This window comes from Ligilactobacillus sp. Marseille-Q7487, assembly GCF_949152225.1.
Lineage (GTDB): Bacteria > Bacillota > Bacilli > Lactobacillales > Lactobacillaceae > Ligilactobacillus.
The window spans coordinates 1,308,425-1,333,521 of the sequence record NZ_CASCJC010000001.1 but is presented as its reverse complement, the minus strand read 5'-3'; the positions used below and the strand labels follow the sequence as shown (position 1 = coordinate 1,333,521).

The 25,097-nt window shown below is 36.9% G+C and carries 27 protein-coding genes and 1 other annotated feature; of the genes, 23 read left to right on the top strand and 4 right to left on the bottom strand.

The genetic code is table 11. The annotated features are described in order from the left end of the window. Positions 1-26 precede the first annotated feature (26 nt). From QM017_RS06650 to QM017_RS06640, 3 genes are all read right to left on the bottom strand, one after another. The gene (locus QM017_RS06650) at positions 27-1,361 is read right to left on the bottom strand and encodes a C1 family peptidase (RefSeq protein WP_282709209.1); all 1,335 of its coding nucleotides are present in this window, start codon (positions 1,359-1,361) and stop codon (positions 27-29) included. A 234-nt stretch (positions 1,362-1,595) separates the two neighbouring features. Further along, the gene (gene rpiA / locus QM017_RS06645) at positions 1,596-2,282 is read right to left on the bottom strand and encodes a ribose-5-phosphate isomerase RpiA (RefSeq protein WP_282709208.1); all 687 of its coding nucleotides are present in this window, start codon (positions 2,280-2,282) and stop codon (positions 1,596-1,598) included. Between the two features lie 20 nt (positions 2,283-2,302). Next, a complete protein-coding gene (locus QM017_RS06640; RefSeq protein ID WP_282709207.1) occupies positions 2,303-2,587 on the bottom strand; it encodes a GNAT family N-acetyltransferase in 285 nt (94 codons plus the stop codon). A 132-nt stretch (positions 2,588-2,719) separates the two neighbouring features. Here QM017_RS06640 and QM017_RS06635 point away from each other — a divergent pair, with 132 nt between their 5' ends. The 17 genes from QM017_RS06635 to QM017_RS06555 all read left to right on the top strand — a co-directional run bounded on the left by QM017_RS06635 (position 2,720) and on the right by QM017_RS06555 (position 17,023). After that, the gene (locus QM017_RS06635) at positions 2,720-3,256 is read left to right on the top strand and encodes a dUTP diphosphatase (RefSeq protein WP_178197913.1); all 537 of its coding nucleotides are present in this window, start codon (positions 2,720-2,722) and stop codon (positions 3,254-3,256) included. 85 nt (positions 3,257-3,341) lie between these two features. Continuing rightward, positions 3,342-4,721 (top strand): DNA repair protein RadA, encoded by a 1,380-nt coding sequence (radA, locus tag QM017_RS06630; protein WP_282709206.1) that lies wholly within the window; start codon positions 3,342-3,344, stop codon positions 4,719-4,721. A 24-nt stretch (positions 4,722-4,745) separates the two neighbouring features. Then, positions 4,746-5,861, top strand: coding sequence for a PIN/TRAM domain-containing protein (locus QM017_RS06625; protein ID WP_178197909.1), 1,116 nt, complete (start codon positions 4,746-4,748; stop codon positions 5,859-5,861). 106 nt (positions 5,862-5,967) lie between these two features. Further along, positions 5,968-7,458 (top strand): glutamate--tRNA ligase, encoded by a 1,491-nt coding sequence (gene gltX, locus QM017_RS06620; RefSeq protein WP_178197907.1) that lies wholly within the window; start codon positions 5,968-5,970, stop codon positions 7,456-7,458. A 92-nt stretch (positions 7,459-7,550) separates the two neighbouring features. Continuing rightward, a complete protein-coding gene (gene cysS / locus QM017_RS06615) occupies positions 7,551-8,963 on the top strand; it encodes a cysteine--tRNA ligase (RefSeq protein ID WP_178197905.1) in 1,413 nt (470 codons plus the stop codon). 1 nt (position 8,964) lies between these two features. After that, positions 8,965-9,366 carry a Mini-ribonuclease 3 gene (locus tag QM017_RS06610; RefSeq protein ID WP_178197903.1) on the top strand — a complete coding sequence of 134 codons (402 nt, stop codon included), beginning with the start codon at positions 8,965-8,967 and terminating at the stop codon, positions 9,364-9,366. Next, the gene (gene rlmB / locus QM017_RS06605) at positions 9,367-10,110 is read left to right on the top strand and encodes a 23S rRNA (guanosine(2251)-2'-O)-methyltransferase RlmB (protein WP_282709205.1); all 744 of its coding nucleotides are present in this window, start codon (positions 9,367-9,369) and stop codon (positions 10,108-10,110) included. A 2-nt stretch (positions 10,111-10,112) separates the two neighbouring features. Beyond that, positions 10,113-10,634, top strand: a complete 522-nt coding sequence (locus QM017_RS06600) for an NYN domain-containing protein (protein WP_178197899.1) — start codon at positions 10,113-10,115, stop codon at positions 10,632-10,634. A 64-nt stretch (positions 10,635-10,698) separates the two neighbouring features. Beyond that, positions 10,699-10,851, top strand: coding sequence for a 50S ribosomal protein L33 (rpmG, locus tag QM017_RS06595; protein WP_178197898.1), 153 nt, complete (start codon positions 10,699-10,701; stop codon positions 10,849-10,851). A 30-nt stretch (positions 10,852-10,881) separates the two neighbouring features. Next, on the top strand, positions 10,882-11,052 hold the full coding sequence (gene secE, locus QM017_RS06590; protein ID WP_178197896.1) for a preprotein translocase subunit SecE: 171 nt from the start codon (positions 10,882-10,884) through the stop codon (positions 11,050-11,052). A 123-nt stretch (positions 11,053-11,175) separates the two neighbouring features. Continuing rightward, the gene (nusG, locus tag QM017_RS06585; RefSeq protein ID WP_282709204.1) at positions 11,176-11,727 is read left to right on the top strand and encodes a transcription termination/antitermination protein NusG; all 552 of its coding nucleotides are present in this window, start codon (positions 11,176-11,178) and stop codon (positions 11,725-11,727) included. A 63-nt stretch (positions 11,728-11,790) separates the two neighbouring features. Then, complete coding sequence (locus QM017_RS06580; RefSeq protein ID WP_178197892.1) at positions 11,791-12,633, top strand: alpha/beta fold hydrolase; 843 nt, start codon at positions 11,791-11,793, stop codon at positions 12,631-12,633. Positions 12,634-12,764: 131 nt separating this feature from the next. Continuing rightward, complete coding sequence (rplK, locus tag QM017_RS06575) at positions 12,765-13,190, top strand: 50S ribosomal protein L11 (RefSeq protein WP_178197890.1); 426 nt, start codon at positions 12,765-12,767, stop codon at positions 13,188-13,190. A 103-nt stretch (positions 13,191-13,293) separates the two neighbouring features. Continuing rightward, positions 13,294-13,986, top strand: coding sequence for a 50S ribosomal protein L1 (gene rplA / locus QM017_RS06570; RefSeq protein WP_178197888.1), 693 nt, complete (start codon positions 13,294-13,296; stop codon positions 13,984-13,986). Positions 13,987-14,047: 61 nt separating this feature from the next. Next, positions 14,048-14,167: a sequence feature (ribosomal protein L10 leader region), on the top strand. Between the two features lie 32 nt (positions 14,168-14,199). Then, positions 14,200-14,706: a 50S ribosomal protein L10 gene (gene rplJ, locus QM017_RS06565; protein ID WP_178197886.1), complete on the top strand. Its 507-nt coding sequence runs from the start codon at positions 14,200-14,202 to the stop codon at positions 14,704-14,706. Positions 14,707-14,769: 63 nt separating this feature from the next. Continuing rightward, the gene (rplL, locus tag QM017_RS06560) at positions 14,770-15,135 is read left to right on the top strand and encodes a 50S ribosomal protein L7/L12 (RefSeq protein ID WP_178197884.1); all 366 of its coding nucleotides are present in this window, start codon (positions 14,770-14,772) and stop codon (positions 15,133-15,135) included. A 184-nt stretch (positions 15,136-15,319) separates the two neighbouring features. Continuing rightward, positions 15,320-17,023 (top strand): hypothetical protein, encoded by a 1,704-nt coding sequence (locus QM017_RS06555; protein ID WP_282709203.1) that lies wholly within the window; start codon positions 15,320-15,322, stop codon positions 17,021-17,023. A 416-nt stretch (positions 17,024-17,439) separates the two neighbouring features. Here QM017_RS06555 and QM017_RS06550 read toward each other — a convergent pair whose 3' ends face one another. Continuing rightward, entirely contained in the window at positions 17,440-17,820 is a 381-nt protein-coding gene (locus QM017_RS06550) for a PaaI family thioesterase (protein ID WP_282709202.1), read from the bottom strand. A gap of 128 nt (positions 17,821-17,948) precedes the next feature. Between QM017_RS06550 and menB the strand changes: the two genes are divergently transcribed. The 6 genes from menB to menC are packed head-to-tail and all read left to right on the top strand — an operon-like array spanning position 17,949 to position 25,070. Further along, positions 17,949-18,764, top strand: a complete 816-nt coding sequence (menB, locus tag QM017_RS06545; RefSeq protein ID WP_178197878.1) for a 1,4-dihydroxy-2-naphthoyl-CoA synthase — start codon at positions 17,949-17,951, stop codon at positions 18,762-18,764. After that, entirely contained in the window at positions 18,709-20,205 is a 1,497-nt protein-coding gene (menE, locus tag QM017_RS06540) for an o-succinylbenzoate--CoA ligase (RefSeq protein WP_282709201.1), read from the top strand. Before menB ends, menE begins: the two co-directional genes overlap by 56 nt. After that, positions 20,195-21,520: an isochorismate synthase gene (locus QM017_RS06535; protein ID WP_282709199.1), complete on the top strand. Its 1,326-nt coding sequence runs from the start codon at positions 20,195-20,197 to the stop codon at positions 21,518-21,520. Before menE ends, QM017_RS06535 begins: the two co-directional genes overlap by 11 nt. Beyond that, positions 21,517-23,184 (top strand): 2-succinyl-5-enolpyruvyl-6-hydroxy-3-cyclohexene-1-carboxylic-acid synthase, encoded by a 1,668-nt coding sequence (menD, locus tag QM017_RS06530; protein WP_282709198.1) that lies wholly within the window; start codon positions 21,517-21,519, stop codon positions 23,182-23,184. Before QM017_RS06535 ends, menD begins: the two co-directional genes overlap by 4 nt. Further along, positions 23,177-24,001 (top strand): 2-succinyl-6-hydroxy-2,4-cyclohexadiene-1-carboxylate synthase, encoded by an 825-nt coding sequence (gene menH, locus QM017_RS06525; RefSeq protein WP_178197870.1) that lies wholly within the window; start codon positions 23,177-23,179, stop codon positions 23,999-24,001. Before menD ends, menH begins: the two co-directional genes overlap by 8 nt. Continuing rightward, positions 23,982-25,070, top strand: a complete 1,089-nt coding sequence (menC, locus tag QM017_RS06520) for an o-succinylbenzoate synthase (RefSeq protein ID WP_282709197.1) — start codon at positions 23,982-23,984, stop codon at positions 25,068-25,070. Before menH ends, menC begins: the two co-directional genes overlap by 20 nt. The last annotated feature ends 27 nt before the right edge of the window (positions 25,071-25,097 follow it).

Here is a 25,097-nt window from a genome sequence, read left to right as displayed (position 1 = left end):
TAAGCATGAGACTTTTTAAGCATTTATTAAGCTAAAGAACCCATTGGATCCCAAGGTGCTAAGATACGTGCTTCTTCTTTTAAGACTTCTTGTAATTCTTCTGGCAAGAATTTTTTATTAACGACGATTTGATAGCAATATTCTTCCATCCAATCATCACTCATTACAAAGAAACCATTAGTACCGACCTTGTCGCCCCAAGAATTTTCGACTTTCCATTTAGTTGGTTGACCATCGACCAAATCGACACCTGTCAAGACCATGGCATGGGTCATTAAACTTTCACCGTAATCAAGGCGTTCTGCTTTAGACATTGCTAAATCGATGCCGAGTAGTTCATCTTTATGATAAAGTTCAGTATCCATGATTCCTTTTTGACGATCAGAAGATTGACCAACATCACAACCAAACCAAACACTTTCGCCGGATTCTAATTGTTTGATGGTAACTTTACGGAAAGTATCCATGTCAACATTTAAGTGGCGCACTTCACGTCCACCAACCACGTTACCTAACATTTCGATGGTATAAATGTGATTGTATGGCTTATCAGCGGTAGGACCATTAATGATAGAAACATAGTCGTTTAAATCCCAACCGATATATTTTTGATAAAATTCTTGTGGTGTTAAGTTTTTGTCAATGTGATAGTTGTTATCTGTATCACGATATTCAAAGTCAAACTTAACAGGTGGTTGGCCGAAACTAAACGCTGCAAGGCGATAAACTTCGCTTAACATTTTTTCTTTGCGAGCCGTAATTTCTTCTTGGCTTGCGCCGGCTGCAACTAATTCACGTAATGTAACAGCATCTTTGCGTAATTTAAGGTTTAATGTCTTATTAAATTGGCTAGATGCAGAAGAACTGAAGGTTTCAGGCATAACGGACTTAGGAACAACGCCGTATTTTTCGATGATTGCTACGATCATATCCCATTGACCACCGTCTTGTTGAGGTGTTTGCATCAACCAAGCTACCTTACGATCACTTGTTGGTAAGCTAGCGGTCTTTAAGACATTTTCATAGAAGTAGTTAGCTTTTTCTAGTTTATCCCAAAAGAAAGTGTAGCTTTGAGATAATTCAAAATCAGGTGCTACCTTGAATTTATCTTTCATAAAATGACGCATTGTGTTTAATGCGGCAAACATCCAACAACGGCCGGATTGTTTTTGGTTAGCAACTTTACCGGTATCGATATCAATCGAAAAGACCGGATCCATGTTAACGTAGGAGCGGTAATCTTCGCTAGCAGCAAAGATGCCGTTTTTAGTAACGGCCCGTTCAATCACAGCATGAGCTGGATGTTCATCTAATGCAGTTTTAAAATTATTAAGTTGATCAGTAGTAATTGCGTTGGTCATTAGAGTCACTCTCCTTTAACAAATTAACCATATTGTAAGGCAAAAACAGTAATTATTCAACTCTTAGAGATTGAAAATAATTAATTTTTTGAGTAAGACTTTCTTTAAAAATTAAAATATGATGAAAAAGATTATGGTTAGGATTATTCGCTTTATAAATTTTTAACTTGGAGAATAATAAAAAACATCAAAGCAATGCAGCCTTGATGTTTTTATTGAAATTAAGCTCATGTATTAACGTGCTTCTAAGACTTTAGGACCATCTTGTTCACCGACAATCACAGTGTTGACAAGATCTAAGAATAAGCCATGTTCAACTATGCCGACTTGTTGATCTAAATATGTGGCTAATTCATGAGGATTGGTGATTTTTTCAAGGTGTAAATCGATAATGTAGTTATCTGAATCGGTCAATAATAAACCACCATCTTCTTTTTTACGAAAAGTTGGTTTAAATCCTTTAGCTTCGAAACGCTCAAAAACTTTTTGACTACCATAAGGAATGACTTCAACTGGCAAAGGGAAAGCACCTAAATCTTGTACCATCTTGCTTTGATCGACAATCCAAATATTTTTGGAAGAGTTTGTTGCAACAATTTTTTCGAAAAGTAAAGCAGCACCGCCACCCTTGATTCCGTGAAAGGCTGCACTGATTTCATCGGCACCATCGATAGTTAAATCGATATGATCGACTTCATCAACTGATTTAAGTGTGATTCCGAGTTGTTGGGCTTGTTTGGCGGTAACTTTGGAAGTTGTAACTCCAATGATGTTTTTAAGCTCGCCTGCTTGAATTTTTTGTCCTAATGCGTCTACCATGAATTTAACAGTTGAGCCAGTTCCTAAACCAACAATCATACCATCTTTAATCCAATCGACTGATTTTTCACCAACGAGTTGTTTTAATTGATTTTGATCCATCTAAAAAATTCCTCCTGCAACTAAGGTTGTTTGAATAAAAGTGTAGTATATTCAGCGTGTTTTTCAAAGAAAGCTTGCGTATATGGGCATAAAGGTAAAACAGTTTTAGCTTGCTTTTTGACTTCTTTTAAGAAGTAAACAGTAATCTTACCTGCCAAACCTTGGCCACGTGTATTAGGGTCGACCCACGTTCTTTCGACTACATAAGTTTGTTCATCGTTAATCATCTTAAAACCGATTTCGGCAATGATTTTTTGTTCGTCATCAAGGATTGCTAATGAATCTTTTTGCCAATGATAATTCATAAAAAAATCTCCTCCATTTCACAGAAATATTATAACATATTTTCACGAAACTTTAGCCCAAGAGATACCATTATTACTAGGTTTAGTGGTATATTATATAAGTGATGAAAAATAGTTAATACGAGGTAAAAAATGCAACGAGGATTTGAAATTGTTTCAAAATATCAAGATAAAAATATTCAATTGCCAGTACGTGCAACTAAACAAGCGGCAGGGTATGATTTCTTTTGTGCCGAAGATTTTGTGTTGCCTAGTATCTGGAAATTAAATTTCTTAAAGGTTTTACGTGCATTACGAAAACAAAAAGAAATTACCAATCAAGAGTACTTGGATGCAAGTGCGGTGTTAAAACCTTATTTAATACCAACCGGAATTAAGGCTTATATGCAGCCTGATGAATTTCTAATGTTGGCTAATCGTTCAAGTAACCCGTTGAAACGTAATATGATTTTACCAAATGGTGTGGGGATAGTTGATGCGGATTATTATAATAATGAAGCAAATGAAGGAGCTATTTTCTTTCAGATGATTAACTTTGGAATCAAAGATATTCATTTGAAAAAAGGTGAACGTATCGGACAAGGAATTTTTATGCCTTATTTATTGGCTGACCAAGAAAAACAACCTAAGCAAACACGCCAAGGTGGTTTTGGCTCTTCGGGATTGTAAAAAAATCAAGGCTTAAATGTGGTTTAGTGAGTAAAAGATGATAAAATAAGGATATATGATATCTAAAATGAAAGGAGGAAAATATATGGCGAAAGTTAAAACGCAATATACTTGTCAAAGTTGTGGTTATACTTCACCACGTTATTTAGGGAAATGTCCTAATTGTGGGGCATGGAATAGTATGTTAGAAGAAATTCAGGCGACTTCTGCGTCAAAAGCAAAAGCACAACCGCGTAAAAGCTTGGCTGGAAGTACGGTTAAGCCACAGTTAATCAGTGAAATTAGTGCTAAACAAACAATTCGAGTTGAAACCAAGTTAGCTGAGCTAAATCGTGTTTTAGGCGGTGGGATTGTTCCAGGGTCTTTGGTGTTGATTGGCGGTGATCCAGGGATTGGTAAATCAACGCTATTATTACAAGTATCTGGTCAGCTTGCCCAAGAAAAACGGCGTGTCTTATATGTTTCAGGGGAAGAAAGTGCGACACAAATTAAGTTACGTGCACAACGTTTAGCTTTAGAAGGAACCGAATTTTACTTATATCCAGAAACTGATATGAATAGTATTAAACAAAGCATCGCTGATTTAAAACCAGAGTACGTGGTGATTGATTCGGTACAAACCATGCAAGAACCAGAAATGGATTCGGCGGTTGGGAGTGTAGCTCAGATTAGAGAAGTTACAGCAGATTTGATGCAGATTGCAAAAACTAATGGTATTACGATTTTTGTGGTTGGGCATGTGACTAAAGGTGGGGCCATTGCTGGGCCTAAAATTTTAGAGCATATGGTGGATACTGTGCTTTATTTTGAAGGTGATCAGCATCGGACTTATCGAATTTTGCGAGCAGTAAAAAATCGCTTTGGGTCAACAAATGAAATTGGAATCTTTGAGATGCGTGAAGGCGGTTTGGTAGAAGTAGCCAATCCTTCGCAAGTTTTTTTAGAAGAAAGGCTCAAAGGAGCAACGGGCTCAGCTGTTGTAGCTTCGTTGGAAGGAACACGACCGATTTTGGTTGAAGTTCAAGCTTTAGTAACACCAACGGCTTTTGGAAATGCCAAACGGACAACAACAGGGCTTGACCATAACCGTGTTTCTTTAATCATGGCTGTACTGGAAAAACGGGCCGGACTATTATTACAAAATCAAGATGCTTATCTTAAAGCAGCTGGTGGCGTTAAATTAGATGAACCGGCAATTGATTTGGCTTTGGCTATTAGTTTAGTTTCAAGTTATCGTGATTTTGAGACTGATCCAAGTGATTGTTTTATTGGCGAATTGGGATTAACCGGTGAAATTAGGCGAGTCACACATATTGAACAGCGAGTAAGTGAGGCTGCTAAGCTTGGATTTAAACGGGTATTTGTCCCGCAAAATAATTTAGGCGATGGCTGGAATTTCCCAGGAAATATCGAAGTTGTAGGGGTGAAAACGCTAAAACAAGCATTAAAGCTGGTATTTAGCTAATATGATTAGGAAGTGATTGATTAGATGCGAAAACGAATGATACAGTTAATCTTTGCCGTTTTGGGGATAGGTGCAGGATTTTCTTTTATTCCGACTTTTTGGCAAATTTGTGGTCTAGAAGATAATTTTTTATTGAATAATTCAGCAGTCAATATGGTATTAGGTTTGGTCATAATGTCTGTTTTAGGTTTGCTCTTAGCTGGGCCGCTTGAACGTGTCATTAAAAATTGTGAAAACCTATTAACCAAGCAAAAACCAGAAGTCATCATTACAGAAGGAATTTTTATTATTGTTGGTTTATTGATCGCCGTTTTAATTTCGACGATTTTTTACCGTGCGCAATCATTCTTTTTAAATACTATTTTGCCGATTGTTTTGATGATTATTTTTGCTTATATGGGTTTGGTCGTTGGAAAAGATCGTTTTGGCGATTTGCGCAAACTTTTTACCAAGAAAAAGAAAGTTGAAGTTGAAGAGCAAACAGCAGATATTTTAGAACGTAAAGTGGGAGATAATTTCCACAAATATAAGTTATTAGACACTAATATTTTGATTGATGGGCGCATTTATGATTTAGCTAAGACTGGTTTTTTAGAAGGAACATTGGTTGTGCCTAATTTTGTATTGTATGAGTTACAATACATTGCTGATTCTGGTGACAGTATTAAACGTGTTAGAGGAAGACGTGGACTAGATATTTTAAATCGGCTTCGTTCTGAACATATTTTACCGGTTGAAATGTATGATGGTGATTTTGAAGACATTCAAGAAGTTGATAGTAAATTGATTAAACTAGCTAAGATGTTAGATGCAGTCATTATTACCAACGATTACAATTTAAATAAGGTATCTGAGTTTCAAAATGTCCAAGTTTTAAATGTTAATGCCTTGGCTAAGTCACTTAAGCCACGGGTAATCCCAGGAGAAAAACTTGAGGTTATGGTCATTAAAAACGGGACTGAAAGACAACAAGGTGTAGCGTATTTAGACGATGGTACGATGATTGTCGTAGAAGATGGCCGTTACTTCATGAATCAAACGATTGAAGTTGAAGTGACTAGTGCATTGCAAACTGATGCAGGGCGCATGATCTTTGCAAAGCCAGCACACTCTAAACGAGAAATCAAAGAGAAAAACTAGTTTAAAACGGGTTTATTTTTTAAGATATTCAGTGTAAAATTAACAAGGTATGTGCCAAGTGTGGTACAAATAGTGGATATAAAAAGTGATGAAAGAGGCGTTGAAATTGGCTAAACAAGAAATTCGTGTGCGTTATGCACCAAGTCCAACTGGACATTTGCATATTGGAAATGCACGAACAGCTTTATTCAATTATTTATTTGCAAGACACAATAAAGGAACTTTTGTCTTACGAATTGAAGACACTGATACAAAGCGGAATATCGCAGACGGTGAAAAGAGTCAAATGGATAACTTAACTTGGTTAGGAATCGATTGGGATGAAGGTCCTGATAAACCAGGTGAATACGGACCATATCGTCAATCAGAACGTAAAGATATCTATGAACCATTGATTCAAGAATTACTTGCAAAAGATTTGGCATACGAATCGTATATGACAGAAGAAGAGCTTGCAGCTCAACGTGAAGAGCAAAAAGCACGTGGAGAAGCTCCACGCTATGTTTATGAATACGAAGGCATGACTAAAGAAGAAATCAAGGCTAGTCAAGAAGAAGCTAAGGCTAAAGGATTAAAGCCAGTTGTGCGTATTCGGGTGCCACATGATGTTGTTTATGAATGGGATGATATTGTAAAAGGTCATGTTAGCTTCAAATCCGATACTATCGGAGGCGATTTTGTTATCAAAAAACGTGATGGCATGCCAACTTACAATTTTGCTGTAGTGGTTGATGATCACTTGATGAAGATTAGTCATGTTTTACGTGGTGATGATCATGTTGCAAATACACCTAAGCAATTAGCTGTTTATGCGGCATTTGGATGGCAAGCACCTGTTTTTGGACATATGTCATTGATTATCAATTCTGAAACGGGTAAGAAATTAAGTAAGCGTGATGAAACAATCTTACAATTTATCGAACAATATCGTTCATTAGGATATTTGCCAGATGCAATGTTTAACTTCATCACTTTATTAGGCTGGTCTCCTGTAGGCGAATCAGAAATCTTTAGTCAAAAAGATTTTGTCAAGATGTTTGATGAAAAACGTCTCAGCAAATCGCCAGCAGCTTTTGATAACAAAAAGCTAGAATGGATTAACAATCAATATGTTAAAGCGGCTGACGAAGATCGAATTGTAGACTCCGCTTTAGAACAATTAATTGCTGCTAATCGATTACCACAAGATCCAGATGTTTGGCAAATCGAATGGGCCCGCAAAATGATTAGTTTGTATAAGCAACAAATGTCTTATACCGGACAAATCGTTGAATTATCTGAAATCTTCTTTAACGAACCACCGGTCTTAAGCGAAGATGCTAAAAACGAATTAGCTGATGAATCAGCCGCAGTTGTTTTGAATGCTTTTGCGCAAAAAGTTAAGGAATTACCTGTTTTTGATACTTATAAGATTCAAAATGCGATTCGCAGCATTCAACAAGAAACAAAGATTAAAGGGCGTAAGTTATACATGCCAATCCGTATCGCAACGACCCGCGAAATGCACGGGCCTGATTTGGCTCCTTCAATCGAACTGCTCGGTCGTGCCAAAGTCTTACAACATTTGGAACAAACATTATCCGAAATGAGCAGATAATAACTGATAGAAGAAAAAAGGTCCGGTGCAAAGCCATTTGATGGTTTTGGCCGGGCCTTTTGGATAATTTGAAGGATAGGAAGTGAATAACAGTGATTCAAATTTACAATACTTTGACTAAGCAAAAAGAAGAATTTAAAGAATTAGAAAAAGGCAAAGTTAAAATGTATGTCTGTGGCCCGACTGTTTATAATTATATTCATATTGGTAATGCGCGTAGTGCGATTGCTTTTGATACAGTTCGGCGCTATTTAGAATTTAGAGGCTACCAAGTGCAATATGTTTCTAATTTTACTGATGTGGATGATAAGATTATCAATGCAGCCAAAGAAGAAAAAATTAGTGTGCAAGAATTAACACAAAAATATATTGCGGCCTTTTATGAAGATACAAAAGCCTTAAATGTTAAACAAGCAACACTTAATCCTAGAGTAATGGAAACAATGGATGATATCATCGATTTTATTGCGGTCTTAATTGAAAAAGGTTATGCCTATGAAGCTAAAGGTGATGTTTATTATCGGACACGTAAGTTTAAAGATTACGGCAAGTTATCGAGCCAAGCAATCGATGAATTAGAGCAAGGTGCAAGTGCGCGTGTCAACAGTAGTGATCAAGATAAAAAAGAAGATCCGCTTGATTTTGCTTTATGGAAGGCAGCTAAGCCAGAAGAAATCAGTTGGCAATCACCATGGGGCTTGGGGCGTCCGGGCTGGCATATCGAGTGTTCTGTAATGGCGACTAAATTTTTAGGTGAAACCATCGATATTCATGCAGGTGGTCAAGATTTAGAATTTCCACATCATGAAAATGAAATTGCCCAAAGTGAGGCTAAGACGGGAAAACAATTTGCACGTTATTGGCTACACAATGGTTTTGTGACGGTTGGAAAAGACGATGAAAAGATGAGTAAATCGTTAGGTAATTTTGTAACCGTCCATGAATTAGTCAAACAAATTGATCCACAAATCGTGCGTTTTTTGATGGCTACGACACAATATCGTCATCCAATTCGCTACAATGAAACAAGTTTGACAGAAGCAAAGACGAATCTAGCTAAATTAACCACGGCTTGGCAAAATTTAGCATATCGGTTAAATGATGCTAAACAAGATGAATTAAACAAAGAAATTGTTGCTAAATTTGAAGCCTTAGAAGAGGATTTTATAGCTGCGATGGACGATGATTTTAATGCACAAAATGGAATTACGGTCGTTTATGAAATGGCTAAACTATTAAATATTTATGCTAATGAAACTATTGTGACTAAAGCGACTCTTGTTTTCTTACAAGAACACTTTGCTAAAATTTGTGCTATTTTTGGAATCGAGTTTACAACAGAAAATGAACTTTTGGATCAAACTATTGAAGAGTTGATTTTGGAAAGAAATGAAGCTAGAAAAAATAAAGATTTTGCACGTAGCGATGAAATCAGAGATCAATTAAAGCAACAAGGTATTATTTTAGAAGATACTGCCCAAGGAACTAGATGGAAGAGGATTTAATATGACACAGATGGATTATCGCCAAATGAATGGGATAGCCTTAGCTTACATGGGGGATGCAATCTATGAAGTTTATGTCAGACAACACTTATTAGCTAACGGAATGACTAAACCAACCAAGTTACATCATACAGCAACACGTTATGTTTCTGCCAAAGCCCAGGCGGCATTGATTGAAAAAATGCAAGAACAAGATTTATTAAGTGCTGAAGAATTAGAATTTTACAAGCGGGGACGCAATGCTAAAAGTCATACTTCTGCCAAGAATACTTCGGTTTTGACTTATCGTGTTTCAACGGGCTTTGAGGCGTTATTTGGTTATCTTTATTTGAGTGGTCAACAAGAACGTTTGGAGGAATTGGCTGCTTGGTGTATCAAGACAGTTCAAGAGGAGAAAAAATAGATGGAAGAAAAGCAACAAGATTTTATTATTGGACGCCATCCGGTTATGGCAGCGCTCAAGCAAAATACGGCTTGCAATAAGCTTTTTGTTCAAAGTGGTTTAAAATCAGATGCGATTAAAGACTTAATGATGCTTGCCAAGAAAAAAGAAGTGGTTGTTGCGCAAGTTCCTAAGACTAAATTAGACTTGCTAGCCGATGGGCAAAATCATCAAGGCGTAATCTTGGCAGTTGCTGCTTATACTTATGCGACAATCGATGATTTATTTGCTAGGGCTAAAGCTAAAGATGAAGAGCCGTTTTTCTTGATTTTAGATGGAATTGAAGATCCACATAATTTAGGTTCGATTATGCGAACGGCTGATGCTGCTGGCGTTCACGGCATCATCATCCCTAAAAGACGCGCAGTTCAATTAACAGCTACTGTTGCTAAGACTTCAACTGGGGCGATTGAATATGTTCCAGTTGCGCGTGTCACAAACCTTGTACAAACCGCAGAAGAGTTAAAGAAACGTGGCGTGTGGATCTTTGGAACAGATATGCAAGGACAAGATTATCGTACGTGGGATGCTAAAGGAGCAGTGGCCTTGGTGATTGGCAATGAAGGCAAAGGCATTTCGCCGTTATTAAAGAAGAGTTGTGATGCGTTATTGACGATTCCAATGATTGGTCATGTGCAAAGTTTAAATGCGAGCGTAGCGACTGGTTTGTTAATTTATCAAGGCTTTAGTAGCCGAGGCAATTAGCGATGCGTAAAAATATTTTAATTGTAGATGCATATAATATGATCGGAAATTGGCCACAACTCGAAAAATTAAAAAAAGCCGATCTATTAGGGGATGCACGTGATGAATTGTTACGTATTTTATCTAATTATAAGCGCCAAACCAATTATGAAATTATCGTCGTTTTTGATGCGATGTTTGTGCCAGGACTTTCAAAAAGCTATCGCCAATATGAATTAGAAGTTGTTTGGACAGATGAAGGACAAACGGCCGATACTTATATTGAAATGCTAGCTGTTAAACTTCAAAGTCCCCTAGTCCAAGTCACAGTTGCTACTAGCGATCAAGCGGAACAATGGGTTGTCTTTTCAAAAGGAGCGATGCGCAAACCTGCTTGGGAATTGTATCAAGATATTAAACAAGCTAAAAAAGAAGTGCATGTGGCAACGCGCAAATATCAAGATGAAGCTTCGGTACGACGCAGTCCATGGAGTGAACAACAATTAGATCGGCTAGCACGTTTACGTGATCATTTGTCTAAGTGAATTTGACAAGTTGAAGGCTAGCGTGATAGAGTATATAATGATTAAATGTAAGGAGAGCTACAAAATGGGAGCAAAGAAAAAAATCGCTTTAGCGTGCTCGGAATGCGGCTCGCGGAATTACACGATTACAGAAAATCATAATCGTGTGCAACGTTTAGAAGTTAAAAAGTTTTGTAAGTATTGTGGTACACACACGCTACATCGTGAAACGAAATAAGCAAACGGATCGTAAAAAGGAGAAGAGCAAATGAAATTTTTCAAGAGTGTTGTCCAAACGATGAAGGACACAACTTGGTTGACTGGTAAAGAAACCAAACGCGATACATCAACCGTTGTCTTGATGACAATCGCTTTTGCAGTATTCTTTGCAGTAGTTGATTATGCGGTACAAGCAGGGTTAACACTTTTAGCTAAGTAAACTGATAAGAAACAGACTGGTCAAGCCAGTCTTTTTTTGTTATAATTTAGGCGAAAGAAAGCTTCGAGGGATCGAGGTTTTTTTATTTTGGATAGATTAAAAAAGAATTAAGGAGAAAATGAGATGGCAGAAACGTTTGAAAAGAAATGGTATGTGTTACACACCTATGCTGGTTACGAAAATAAAGTTAAGACCAATCTTGAATCACGTGCACAATCAATGGGGATGGAAGACTTTATTTTCCGCGTGGTTGTTCCTGAAGAAGAAAAAGTTGAAACTACTAAGACAGGTAAGGAAAAAGTTGAATTTTTAAAGACTTTTCCGGGTTATGTTTTAGTGGAAATGGTGATGACCGATCGTTCATGGTATGTTGTACGTAATACCCCAGGGGTAACTGGTTTTGTTGGTTCACATGGTGCTGGTAGTAAACCTGCTCCATTGTTAGATGAAGAAATCCAAGGGATTTTGCGTCAATTAGGAATGAGTAGTCGCCATGAAAAATTCGACGCTGAAATTGGGGAAAGCGTAACAATCATCGATGGTGCCTTTAGTGGCTTAGTTGGAAAGATTACTGCCATCGATAATGAAAAGATGAAATTACATGTCGATATTGATATGTTTGGACGTGAAACTTCTGCAGAATTGAACTTTGATCAAGTAGATAAGCTTGTTTAAGCCGAGTTCCGTGAGTTTGTTTAAGCAAGCTTGCGGAATTTTTTTGTGAAAGCAGGTGGAATTATGAAACGTGGTTTGAAATATTTAGCGACAACTTTTTTGATCATGTTGACTTTAGCTGGTTATTTATGGCATAGGTTAGGTGCACCGCATGGAGCGCAAAAAACGGTCAACACTAAACAAATACCGACTTTATTTATTCATGGTTACTTGGGAAATCGTGCATCATTTGGTTTGATGTTGCATCGCTTCGAGCAAAATGGCTGGGGCCAAAAGAGTGCAGTGATGCGAATAACAAAAGATGGTGAACTCAAAGTCAGTGGCAATCCTAAATTACCCGATGGCTTTATTCAAGTTATTTTTACCGATAATACACATAACGTGACGACACAGGCTAGATGGCTTTGGACTATAATGTCTACGTTGCGTTTAAAATATGGTGTCAAAGAAGTAAACATTGTCGCTCATTCAATGGGAGGCGTGACGGTGATGCGCTATTTGAGTTTATATGGTAGTGCCAGTAATGTCGCGCAAGTTGCTAAAGTCGTTTCCTTAGGTGCACCGTATAATGATTATGAAACGGGCAAAAGCAGCAAAGAAATCGAAAACCTGCCATTGACAAAAAAAGGGCCCAAAGTGATGACGCCTCTGTATCGTAAGATTAAACAGCACAGCGATCACATTTCGGCTAAGACACATTTTTTAAATATCATGGGAGATTTGCAAAATGGTACCCATTCTGATGGGGAAGTTTCAATTAATTCGGCTGCTTCACTACGGTATTTATTACGTAAACAACGCTATGAAGAAATGATTATTAAAGGAAAAAAAGCTGCACATAGCTTATTACATGAAAATCGTCAAATCGATCAGAAAATAGGTAAATTTTTATTTGACGCAAATTAATTTATCTATAAATGCTTGCATTTGCTAAATAAGCGTGCTATATTATACGAGTATGCTTAACTGTATACATCGTGGGAGGTCAAATTTTGCTGACCATCCGTACCACACACGGAACTAAGGAGGTTTTTACCGTGGCAAAAAACGTAATCAACGTTGTTAAATTACAAATTCCTGCTGGCAAGGCGACTCCAGCGCCACCAGTTGGTCCTGCTTTAGGTCAAGCAGGTATCAATATCATGGGCTTCACAAAGGAATTTAACGCTCGTACGGCTGACCAAGCTGGTATGATTATTCCTGTTGTGATCTCTGTTTACGAAGATCGTACTTTCGACTTCGTTACAAAGACACCACCTGCTGCAGTTTTACTTAAGAAAGCTGCTGGTGTAGAAAAAGGTTCCGGCGAACCAAACACAAACAAAGTTGCTACAGTTACAAAAGCACAAGTTAAAGAAATCGCCGAAACAAAGATGCAAGATCTAAACGCTGCAGACGTTGAAGCTGCTATGCGCATGATTGAAGGTACTGCACGAAGCATGGGCTTTGTTGTAGAAGACTAATCTTTCTACGGCCATGCTTCTCAGACGGACACTTTATGAAAATAAATGTGTCAAGTGGGAGGTATATCCGATAGACCACATATTGCAAGGAGGAAATTCACTAATGGCTAAAAAGAAAAGCAAGAAATATTTAGAAGCTGCTAAAAAAGTCGAAGCAGGCAAGGCATACACAGCAAACGAAGCTATTGCTTTAGTTAAAGAAATCGACTTTGCTAACTTTGATGCAACAATCGAAGTAGCATTCAACTTAAACGTTGATACAAAACAAGCTGATCAACAATTACGTGGTGCTGTTGTTTTACCAAACGGTACAGGTAAAGATCAAACAGTTGTTGTATTTGCAAAGGGTCCTAAGGCTAAAGAAGCTTTAGAAGCTGGTGCAGATGTTGTCGGTGACGATGACTTAGTACAACGCATTCAAGATGGCTGGCTTGACTTTGATGTTGCGATTGCAACACCAGATATGATGGCTCAAGTTGGTCGTTTAGGTCGTGTTCTTGGACCTAAAGGCTTAATGCCTAACCCTAAGACTGGTACAGTTACAATGGACGTAACAAAAGCTGTTTCCGATTCTAAAGCTGGTAAGGTAACTTACCGTACAGATCGTAACGGTAACGTTCATGTGCCACTTGGTAAAGTATCATTTACACAAGAAGCTATCTTAGGTAACTTCCAAACAGTTTACGATGTAATTGCAAAGGCTCGTCCTGCTGCAGTTAAAGGAACATACATGAAACATGTTTCCTTGGCATCAACATTTGGCCCTAGCGTAACTGTTGATACAAACGCTCTTTAAAATTAAATTTTAAAAAAGTAGTTGACCTTTATTGATTTATGTGTTAAATTAATAAAGGTCAATTTTTTATATGATTCTACCTAAGACTCAGGTGGCACATCGCCTTAATATCCTGCCGAGGAGTATTGATACTAATTCTCTCTCTGTGTCTTGGTGGACATAGGGTTTTTTTTATTTAAAAAACTCTGGCACAACGACTAGGAGGTGAATCAAATGAGTGAAAAAATTATCGCAAAGAAGGCTGCGATTGTTGAAGAACTTGTTGAAAAATTCAATGCGGCTTCATCAGTTGTAGTTGCCGATTACCGTGGTTTGACTGTAGAAGAAGTAACTAATTTACGTAAGGAATTGCGTGAAGCAGGTATCGAAATGCGTGTTATCAAGAACTCTTACTTGAGACGTGCTGCTGATAAAGCTGGTTACGAAGGCTTAGATGAAGTATTCACAGGTCCTACAGCAGTTGCTTTTGGTAGTGAAGATGCTACAGCACCAGCTCGTATCTTAGCTAAATTTGCTGAAGATCACGAAGCATTGCAAATCAAGGGTGGTATGATCGAAGGCAAGGTTGTTTCCTTGGAAGAAGTCAACGCTCTTGCAAAATTACCAAACCGCGAAGGTATGCTTTCCATGTTGCTTTCCGTATTGCAAGCACCAGTTCGCAACTTCGCATATGCTGTTAACGCAGTTGCTGACAGCAAAGAAGACGGCGATGCAGCTTAATTTAGTTGCATAGTTACCCTAAATTAATTAATAAAACTTATTTAAAAATTGGAGGATTTTAAAATGGCATTAGATACAGAAAAAATCATTGCTGACTTAAAAGAAGCAACTATTCTTGAATTAAACGACTTAGTAAAAGCTATTGAAGAAGAATTCGGCGTTTCCGCTGCTGCACCTGTTGCAGTTGCTGCTGCTGGTGGCGATGCTGCTGCAGAAAAGACAGAATTTGACGTTGAATTAACAGATCCAGGTGCTGGTAAAGTTAAAGTTATCAAAGTTGTTAAGGATATCACAGGTCTTGGATTGAAAGATGCTAAGGCATTGGTTGATGGCGCTCCTTCTGTTGTTAAAGAAGGCGTATCTAAAGAAGAAGCAGAAGAAATCCAAGCTAAACTTGAAGAAGTTGGCGCAAAGGTTACTCTTAAATAATCTTGCTTTAGAAGCTTTTAAAACACCGTGTAGTTCAAGCTACACGGTGTTTTTTTATGAAAATAATTTAAAAGCTAGTATGGACTCAGTAGTTAGTTGATTTAGCGATTAATATCTTTTATTAATTGACAATCTAAATCAAAATGATTACAATTACATCAAAAATTAAAAAAGGATGAAATTTATGTTAATTGTGACATTAAGTTATGGAGCTTTAGCAATCTTAATTGTGTTATTAATGTTGCTTTTTACGGCCGGTAAAACAAGTAAAGTGGCCCTATTATTAAGTTTATTGGTACTTGAATTACTAGGGATATTTGTATATGTATATTTCATGTTACCATCACGTAATCTTTTATCGATTCTGTTAGGAAATGCGCTTTTTGGTGGGATTTATTTTATCTTAGCCAGCTTAATTCAGGTTCGCAGCTTGCAACAGACTAATTTTAAAGCTGGGAAATTAGCTTTAAGCCTAATTGTGCTTGTTTTTGTGATTGCCATGGGAGGCGAGATCCACTCATATTTTTCGGTTAAACCAACTTATAATTCGCTTGATTTAAAAAAGGTGAGCTCAAAACAAGCTCCAACCTTTAAGCGTGGTCAAACACCAATCGCATTAGCACCCAAAACAGTGTTAAATCGTGTGCGCAAGGCAATTTCTGATCTGCCAAATAGTCAATATTTTAAAATTGCAGGGACGGTACAGGCGCAATTTTATCAAGGAAAGCCGGTTTATATCGTACCAGTTGAATATCAAGGCTTCATTGCGATGCTAAAGGCTAAAGAAATTCCAGGTTATTTTATGATTGATGCAACCAGTCAAAATGCAACACCTAAATTTATCAAAAAACCTTATAAATATACGACAAGTGCTTATTTTAATTTAGATACCGAACGCCAATTATACCGCCATAATCCACAATATTTGAAATTAGGCGATGGTGGTGCCCAATTAGAAATTGATAATAATGGAACACCTTATTGGGTTGAAACGGTCTATCAATCAGAATTTTTGAGTCATCGCATCAATTATCAAAAATTGCGGGTTATTGTGATGAATGCACAAACGGGGAAAACGCAAACTTACAAGCTTAGCAATTTGCCAAAATTTGTCGATGAAGGGATCACGTCAGATGTTGCCAATGAAATGAACCAAAATTATGGTAGTTATAAACATGGTTTTTGGAATCAATATTTTGGTAAGACTGATTTGGAAAATCCAACTAATAATGGACCTGAAGATGGTGTAACTTCAATCTTTAATGCTGATGGAACTATTAGTTACTTTACGGATTTCACTAATCCAAATACAAAGGCTGATTCAGCATTAGGCTATTCAATGATTAATGCACGGACAGGTGAGTTGATTTATTATGAAGCAAGTGGCATCATGGATAGTTCGGGGGCTAAAGAAAATGCTAACCAAAATTATAAAGCCCAACAATGGACCGCTAATATGCCGATTTTATATAACGTCGATGGGCGGCCAACTTGGGTGATGACGATTTTAGATAAGACTAGCGCAATTCGAGGATACTATTATTTAGATGCCCAAGATCAATCTATCTATGGTACGGGAAGCACACCAATCAGTGCTTTAGATAACTTTAGACAAGCTTTGGTTAATAGTGGAGCTAAAGTGATGAATACGCAAGCATCCAAAGCCAAAAATATTAGTGGAATTGTTGATCGAGTGGCCATTGTTTCTAACAAAAACGCCGTGATGTTCACCTTACAAAATAGTCCAATTGTCTATTCAGTTGACACTAACGATTTTAGCAAGGCAAACTTGTTACGTAGCGGTGACCAAGTTAAGTTCAAGGCTAATATTATAGCTAATCAAAGTGTCGGCAATGTTTCACAATTTGTTAATGAAAATCTTAAATAATAAAGGCTCTTTGGCAAAGTGAACTGATGGAGGAGTCACTAAAAACTTAGGTTATTAATTTTGATTTTGAAGCTCTCTTTACTGTTTTTTTCAGTAAGGAGGGCTTTTTTAATGGCATGAAGTTTTATTGGGACTTTCATAAAGCAAGTGGAAAAATATTTCTGATTATTTTGTGTGATAAGGTCAAAGTAGTTTTTGAGAGCATTCATGAGATACCTTGAATTTAGCAGAAATTGAAAGTAAACGATCAATGACATCAGATTCAGCTACGAGATTTCATTTAAAGTTAAGCCAATTTTTGGATGCTGTGTAATTTAGTTTATCTGCTGCTTTAAAAAGTAGTCGATTCAAGGATTTTAATTGGTGATAAAAGCTAGCTTGCATAGGCTTTTTTGTTTAATTGCTTTATGACATGTTTATGGATTTTCAGCTTTTTTTATTTTAGTATTAAGTAGGCTACAACGACCGACTGCTGTCTTAGTTGTTCCTTGATAAATGCTAGCTTGCCAGACTTGCAAAGTTTTGCCAATTTTATCAGGTGTGGCGATGATTTCTAAGCTACCAGTTGTGACGGCTTTAAGATGACTAACTTGTAAGTCAAGTCCGACCGCAACTTCATCGGATAAGACATTTTGCATCGCCCCTAAAGAACAAGCTGTTTCGATTAACAAGCCGTTGATACCACCATGTAAGACGCCAAAAGGTTGATATAAACGAGGTGTGACTTCAATTTTTAAGTGAACTTTATCAGCGGTTAATAAAAGAGTTTGATAATCAAGATAATCTAAAATATTCATGCTAGCATCCTTCTTTGTTAAAGATTAGTTAAAGTATAGCATAATAATAGTTTTTTTAGAGGAGAAATTATATTTTGTAAAATTTTTTTGTATAATATGGAATAGAACAATTCAAAGGAGTTAAGAAAATGGTAAATTGGACAACGATTAAAGAATACGATGAAATTTTATTTGAAAAAAACGACAAGATTGCAAAAATCACAATCAATCGCCCGTGGGTACACAATGCTTTTACGCCTAAAACTGTCGCAGAAATGATTGAAGCTTTTAGTATTTGTCGTGATCGTAGTGATATTGGTGTAATTATTTTGACGGGTGCTGGCGATTTAGCTTTTTGCTCGGGCGGCGATCAAAAAGTACGTGGCAATGGGGGATATATTGATGAAAACCAAGTTCCACGTTTAAATGTGTTAGATTTACAACGCTTGATTCGAGTGATTCCTAAACCTGTGATTGCGATGGTTAAAGGTTGGTCAATTGGCGGTGGCAATGTTTTACAATTGGTGTGTGACTTAACAATTGCAGCGGACAATGCTAAATTCGGACAAACCGGCCCAAATGTTGGAAGTTTTGATGGAGGCTATGGTTCAGGATATTTAGCGCGCGTGATTGGTCATAAAAAAGCTAAGGAAGTCTGGTTTATGACTAAGCAATACAGCGCAAAGGAAGCTTTAGCGATGAATTGGGTTAATACCGTTGTTCCGTTAGCTAAAGTTGAAGAAGTCACGCTTGAATGGGCTAATGAAATTTTAAAGAAGAGTCCTTTAGCATTAAGAATGATTAAAGCAGCGATGAATGCTGATACCGATGGTTTAGCTGGGATTCAACAATTAGCCGGAGATGCAACGTTGTTATATTACACGATGGATGAAGCAAAAGAGGGTCGCGATGCATTTAAAGAAAAACGCCAACCAAACTTTGATCAATTTCCTAAATTCCCATAAACCAAACAGCTGGTTATTAAAAAAAGCTAGTCAAATGCCGCTAAAAAAGGCTTTAATCCATCGCGAGCAAAGTTATTCTTTTTTACAATTAGCTTTATTAGTGCAAGGTTATGCCAATTATTGGCACAAGCGACTTGCAGACAAACCAACGACGGTAGCTTTGTTGGGAAATAATAGCTTAGAATATGTATTAACTATCTTAGCGTTATTTGAATTAGGAATAAAGGTGCAGTTTTTAAATCCGCGCTTAACGAGTCGTGAAATAGTTTTTCAACTAAATGATGCTGGCTGTGAGCATGTTATTTGCACCAAAAATGTTTGGCAAGATTTGTCAGTTAATTTTAAAATATACAAAGCACTAGATTTGCTAGAAATCTCTCAATTACCAATTCAACAAATTTTTGATTATGGATATCGGTCAGAAAACATTGCATCAATCATGTATACTTCAGGCACGACAGGTCATCCTAAAGGGGTAGGGCAATGTTTTAAGCACCATAAAGCAAGTGCATTAGCTACTAAAAAAAGTCTGGCTTTAACCAGTGAGGATTGTTGGTTGTGTGTCTTACCGTTGTATCATATTGGAGGATTAGCGATTATTTTGCGCATGCTTATTTGTGGGTGCAGTGTTTATCTAGTAGAAAAATTCCAAGCAGAACAGATTCAAACTTTAATTTCCACCAAGCAAGTGACACTAGCTTCCGTAGTCACCAAGATGTTACAAGATTTAGCCGAACTTTTACCTACTGCAATATATCCGGCTAATTTTAAGACGTACCTATTAGGAGGAGGCCCGGTTGCTAAAGATTTATTGCTTAAGTATCAAAAATTTGGTGTGGCCGTGATGCAATCTTATGGTATGACCGAGACTTGTTCGCAGATTTGCGCGTTACCAGCCCAGGATGCTTTGAGTAAACTAGGTTCAGCTGGGCGTCCTTTGGAAGGTGTTTGTCTAAAAATTAATGCTCCACAAAAGGACGGTATTGGTGAGATTTGGCTTAAAGGTTCAAGTATTATTTCCAATTATCTTGGTCAAAAAAAGACCACAGACTGGTTGAAGACAGGGGATTTAGGTTATTTAGATCAAGATGGTTTTTTGTATTTGGTAAGTCGTCAAAGTGAATTGATTATTTCAGGGGGAGAAAATATTTATCCAACTGAAATAGAACATCTTTTACAAAGACTGCCTCAAATCAAACAAGTAGCAGTTGTTGGCCAAAAAGATCCAACTTGGGGACAAGTACCAGTTGCTTTTTTAACACTTAAAACGAGTGTTACAAAAATAGAAATTTTAGATTATTTGACATCACGTTTAGCCAAATATAAGTTTCCTAAAGCATTTTTTGTTGTTAAAAAAATGCCAATGACAGCTAGCAATAAGATTCAAAAATATCGTTTTTTAACTGATGAAAAAGGAAGTTTAGTTGAATATGAATTGTAAAAAATATTACACACAAAGCTGGCAATTACCAAAGATTGATTGTACGCAAGTACTACTAAAATCTGATAAATATAGTGGACAGCGTTTTTTTTGGCAAACACCAGATGACAAAGAAATATTGTTAGGGCTAGGTTATCTGTTGACTTTTGAAGGCTTGGATTATTTGAAGCTCGAGTGTGTCAAAGAACGCTTAAAAAAAGAATGGTGTGCAATAAATGCGCAAGCAACACCCTTATTATTTGGTGGGTTTTGTTTTGATAAATTAGCTAAAAAAGAAGAATTTTGGCAAGAAATGTTACACGGAATGTTTGTTTGGCCTAAGGTTTTATTCAAACAAACTGATGCAAAATATGAGCTTTATTTGACTGTTCAAGCCAAGGAACTTGATGAAGCTAAAGAAAAATTAGCTAAACTTTATGATGAAGTAAAAAATTTAATTGCTACATTAATTCCTGTTAAGCTAAAGAAAGCTTATCAAGGTCAATTAAAAGCAAATATGCGGGATAAAGAAGAATGGCTTTTAGCGGCTAAAAAAACGATTGTATTATTAAACAGTCAAGAAAAGTTGCGCAAAGTTGTTTTGGCGCGTTGCCAAGATGTTTATGCACAAAAATTTTATAGTGAACAATTATTAATCAATCTTTTGAGTCAACAACCTAATACGTATCGTTTCATGTTAGAATCACAGACACGCTTTTTCATTGGAGCAACGCCGGAACGGTTGTTGAAAGCTGATGGTGAAAACTTTCAAACAGCAAGTGTGGCTGGGACGTTTGTGAAGGCTACAGATCCCAAAGAAAATGAACGTTTAATAGCTGCTTTATTGGCCGATCCTAAAAATACCGTCGAACATCAAATCGTTGTCGAACGAATTTGTCATGATTTAGCGCAAGTGGCTAGTGACATTCAGGTCAGCGATCGTGAAGTTTTACAAAACCAAAATCTACAGCATCTTTTTTTAACAATCAAAGGTAAACGCAAACCTAATGCTTCATTTTTGGAAGCACTAAAACACTTACATCCAACACCTGCTTTGGGCGGTGAACCAAAACAATTAGCCCTAGAATGGATTAGAAAAGTTGAGCCTATGGGTCGAGGTATGTATGGTGCACCGATTGGCTGGCTTGATTTACAAAACGACAGCGGTGAATTTAGTGTGGCGATTCGCTCAGGAGTATTTACACGTAAGCAACAGGAAAATCACGGGTTATTATACGCGGGGTGTGGTATTATTGCAGCATCAGTTGCAGAAAGTGAATTAGCCGAAACTGCGGCTAAATTTACACCGATGAAAAGAGGAATCGAAGGAAAATGAGTTATCAACAAGAAATGACGCAATATCTACTAGCTTTCATTAATGGATTGAAAAAAATGGGCTTAAAAGAAGTTGTTATCAGTCCAGGATCGCGTTCTACGCCATTGGCTTTATTATTACATCGGCAAACTGATTTGCAAAAATATGTCGCAATCGATGAACGTTCGGCTGCTTTTTTAGCGCTGGGATTAAGTAAGGTAAAAAAAGAGCCTGTTGCTTTGGTATGCACTTCAGGCACCGCAGCGGCTAATTATTATCCGGCAATTTGTGAAGCTTATGAAAGTCGAGTACCGTTACTTGTTTTGACTACCGATCGACCTTTTGAAGTGCGTAATGTTGGTGCACCACAAACAATGGCGCAAACAGATTTGTATGGTAAACACGTCAAACACTTTGTCGAAATGGCGTTGCCGCAAAAAACACCGGCGATGTTGCGGTATAGTTTTTGGCAGGCCATTCAGCTGATGACACAGGCATTACAAAAACCATGTGGACCTGTCCATGCTAATTTACCATTGCGTGAACCTTTATTGCCTGACTTAGATGCAAGTTTAGAAATTGAGTTGGAATTTAAACAATTAGATTTAACAAGTTTACTTCCTTTTTTGCATAAACGAGGTATGATTGTGTGCGGTGAAGCATTGACGAGCAAACAAGCTTGGTATTTGCAAAAAATTGCGCATAAATTGGGATGGCCTTTGATTGCTGATCCATTAAGTAATGTGCATGCTAGTCAAGAAAGTATACATTTAAAACAAGCTGATTTGATATTTAGTCAGTTTAAAAATATGCCTAAACCAGAAGTTGTATTACGTTTTGGTAAGTTACCAGTGGCAAAAAATGTGATGTTTTATCTTAAAAGTTTAACGGATAGTCCAATTGATTTTATCTTATGTGATGAAAATGCATTATGGCATGATAGTTTACATCAAAGTCGTTATTTCTTGCAGGCTAGTTTAAAACAAATTTGGCAGGCCATTGCAGATGAACAATTTGCACAAACTGAGTGGTCAAGTGGCTGGCAAGACTTGCAATCTCAAACACAAAAGATTTTAGCAAATTATTTTGATAAACAAACACACTTCGATGAAAGTTTATTGGCGTATCACCTAACCAACATTTTACCAACCAAGGCTAATTTATTTGTCGCAAATAGTAATGCGATTCGCTTTGTTGATCGCTTGAGTTTAGCAAATGATTGGGATGTTTATGGCAATCGTGGCGTCAATGGAATTGATGGTACGATTTCAACAGCAATTGGAGTTGCCTTAAATCAAGCGAAACCAACATATTTATTGACCGGAGATTTGACGTTATTTCATGATTTAACTGGCTTGCAATTGGCTAAACATTATCAGCCTAACTTAACAATTATTTTATTGAATAATGACGGTGGGGGAATTTTTTCATTCTTACCGCAAAACAAGTTAGCTCCAAGTGATTTTGAACCTTTATTTCAAACACCATTAGGACTTTGTGGCCAAAAAGTAGCAAAACTTTATGATTTTAATTACCAACATATTACGGATTTAGCAATGTTACAAAAAGCATGTAATAATCCTAAAGGAGTAACTATTTTAGAAGTAAAGAGTCAAGCTAAAGAACCAGTCGAAGTTTGGCAAGAATTATGTAGCTTTTTTGCAAAGGAAATTAGTCATGAATAATTATCATTATCAATGGTTAAATACGTATCAGCCCAAACGACCGACACTAGTTTGTCTACATGGATTTACTGGTTGTTTAGATACATTTGAATTACTTAAAGATTGCTTTGACTTTAATATTTTAGGAATAGATTTGCCAGGACATGGCCAAACTAAAACACATCAACCAACGGATTATGCTTTTTTGAATGTTTTAGATAATTTACACCAAATACTACAAGAATTAGACTTAAAAAATTTTCATTTATTAGGGTATTCGATGGGAGGACGTGTAGCTTTAGGATTTAATTTGCGCTATCCAAGTCTGGTTAAGAGTTTGATTTTAGAAAGTTCAACGGCAGGCTTAGACACTTATGAAAAACGTTTTTTAAGGCAGTGTAGTGATGCCAAACTTGCAGCAAATTTATGGAACAATGAATTAGAAGAATTTGTTGATTTTTGGCAAGATATCACCTTATTTGCTAGTCAAAAGAAAAACTTATCAGATTTGCAAAGACAACTTTTACGGACGCAACGACTTAAGCAAGATAAATTTAGTTTGGCTTTAAGCTTGAAGTATATGGGGACAGGCAGTCAACCAAACTATTGGCCATACATTAAAAATCTGACTTGTCCGCTATTGTATGTGGCGGGCCAAGAAGATTTTAAATTTTGTGGCATTGGTCAAAAAATCTGTGCTTACGTATTAAATGCTGATATGCAGATTTGTCCTAAAGTCGGCCATTGTGTGCATTTAGAAGCTCCAAAATGGTTTACTGACACGGTGTTATTGTGGCTAAAAGAACAGGAGAAAAAAGATGAAAATTGTGGCAGCTAAATACTACCAAGCCCAAATTCCTTTTAAAAATCCGATTGTGACTAGTTATGCTAGGCTTGAACAAAAAAATTTTGATATCTTAGTCTTAACAGATGAATTGGGTAATCAAGGGTATGGCGAACTTAGTGCTTTAAGTCATCCTGATTATTTATCGGAGTTTTTAGTTCAAGAACGTTATGTTTTACAAAAATATCTTTTAAATCAAGTTTTAGAAAAACAAGATTTTAACTTTGACTGGGTACAGGGACATTTTTTTGCCAAGGCGACACTTGACCAATGCTTGTGGGACTTGCGTGCTAAAAGACAAAAGGTAGCTTTAAATTGTTTGTTTACTAAACAAAGAGATAAATTAGAATTGGGTGTAAGTTTAGGCATGTTTGCGAACAAAGAAGAATTGCTTAAACACGTATATGAATTTTATCAACAAGGCTATCGGCGTTTTAAATTTAAATTAAGCCCACAATATCCTAAGCAATGGCTTTTGGCTGTTAGAGAAAAATTTAGTGACGTAGTATTATTAGCTGATGCGAATGGCTCTTTTAGTTCACAACAAGATAAATTGTTAAATTATGATGACATAGGTCTAAGTTTGATTGAACAACCTTTCACGCGTACGGATTTTTTGAGTCATGCCAAGTTTCAAGCAAAAATGCAAACACCAATATGTTTGGACGAGAGTATTTTAACGCTAGATGATCTAAAAGTTGCTCAAGCTTTAGGGAGTTGTCGTGCTGTTAATCTTAAGATTGGTCGTGTTGGTGGAATTACTCAAGCTTTGAGGCTAAATGCATATTGCCAAGAAAACAATTTATTAACATGGGTTGGTGGAATGTATGAAACCGGAGTTGGACGTGCCTTTAATTGGCACTTTTCCACACAAACGACTCCAGGATTGCCTGGGGATTTAACGCCACCGCAAAGTTATCTAAAAGACGACATCATTCAAGAAAATTTTGATATTATAAATGGTCAGTTAAAACTACCTTGTGCTATAGGATGTGGGGTAAGTTTAGATTTAGCCAAGTTGAATTATTATAGCTATAAGATTAACGAAAAAGTCACTTCATAAAAGTGGCTTTTTAGATATGTTATAATG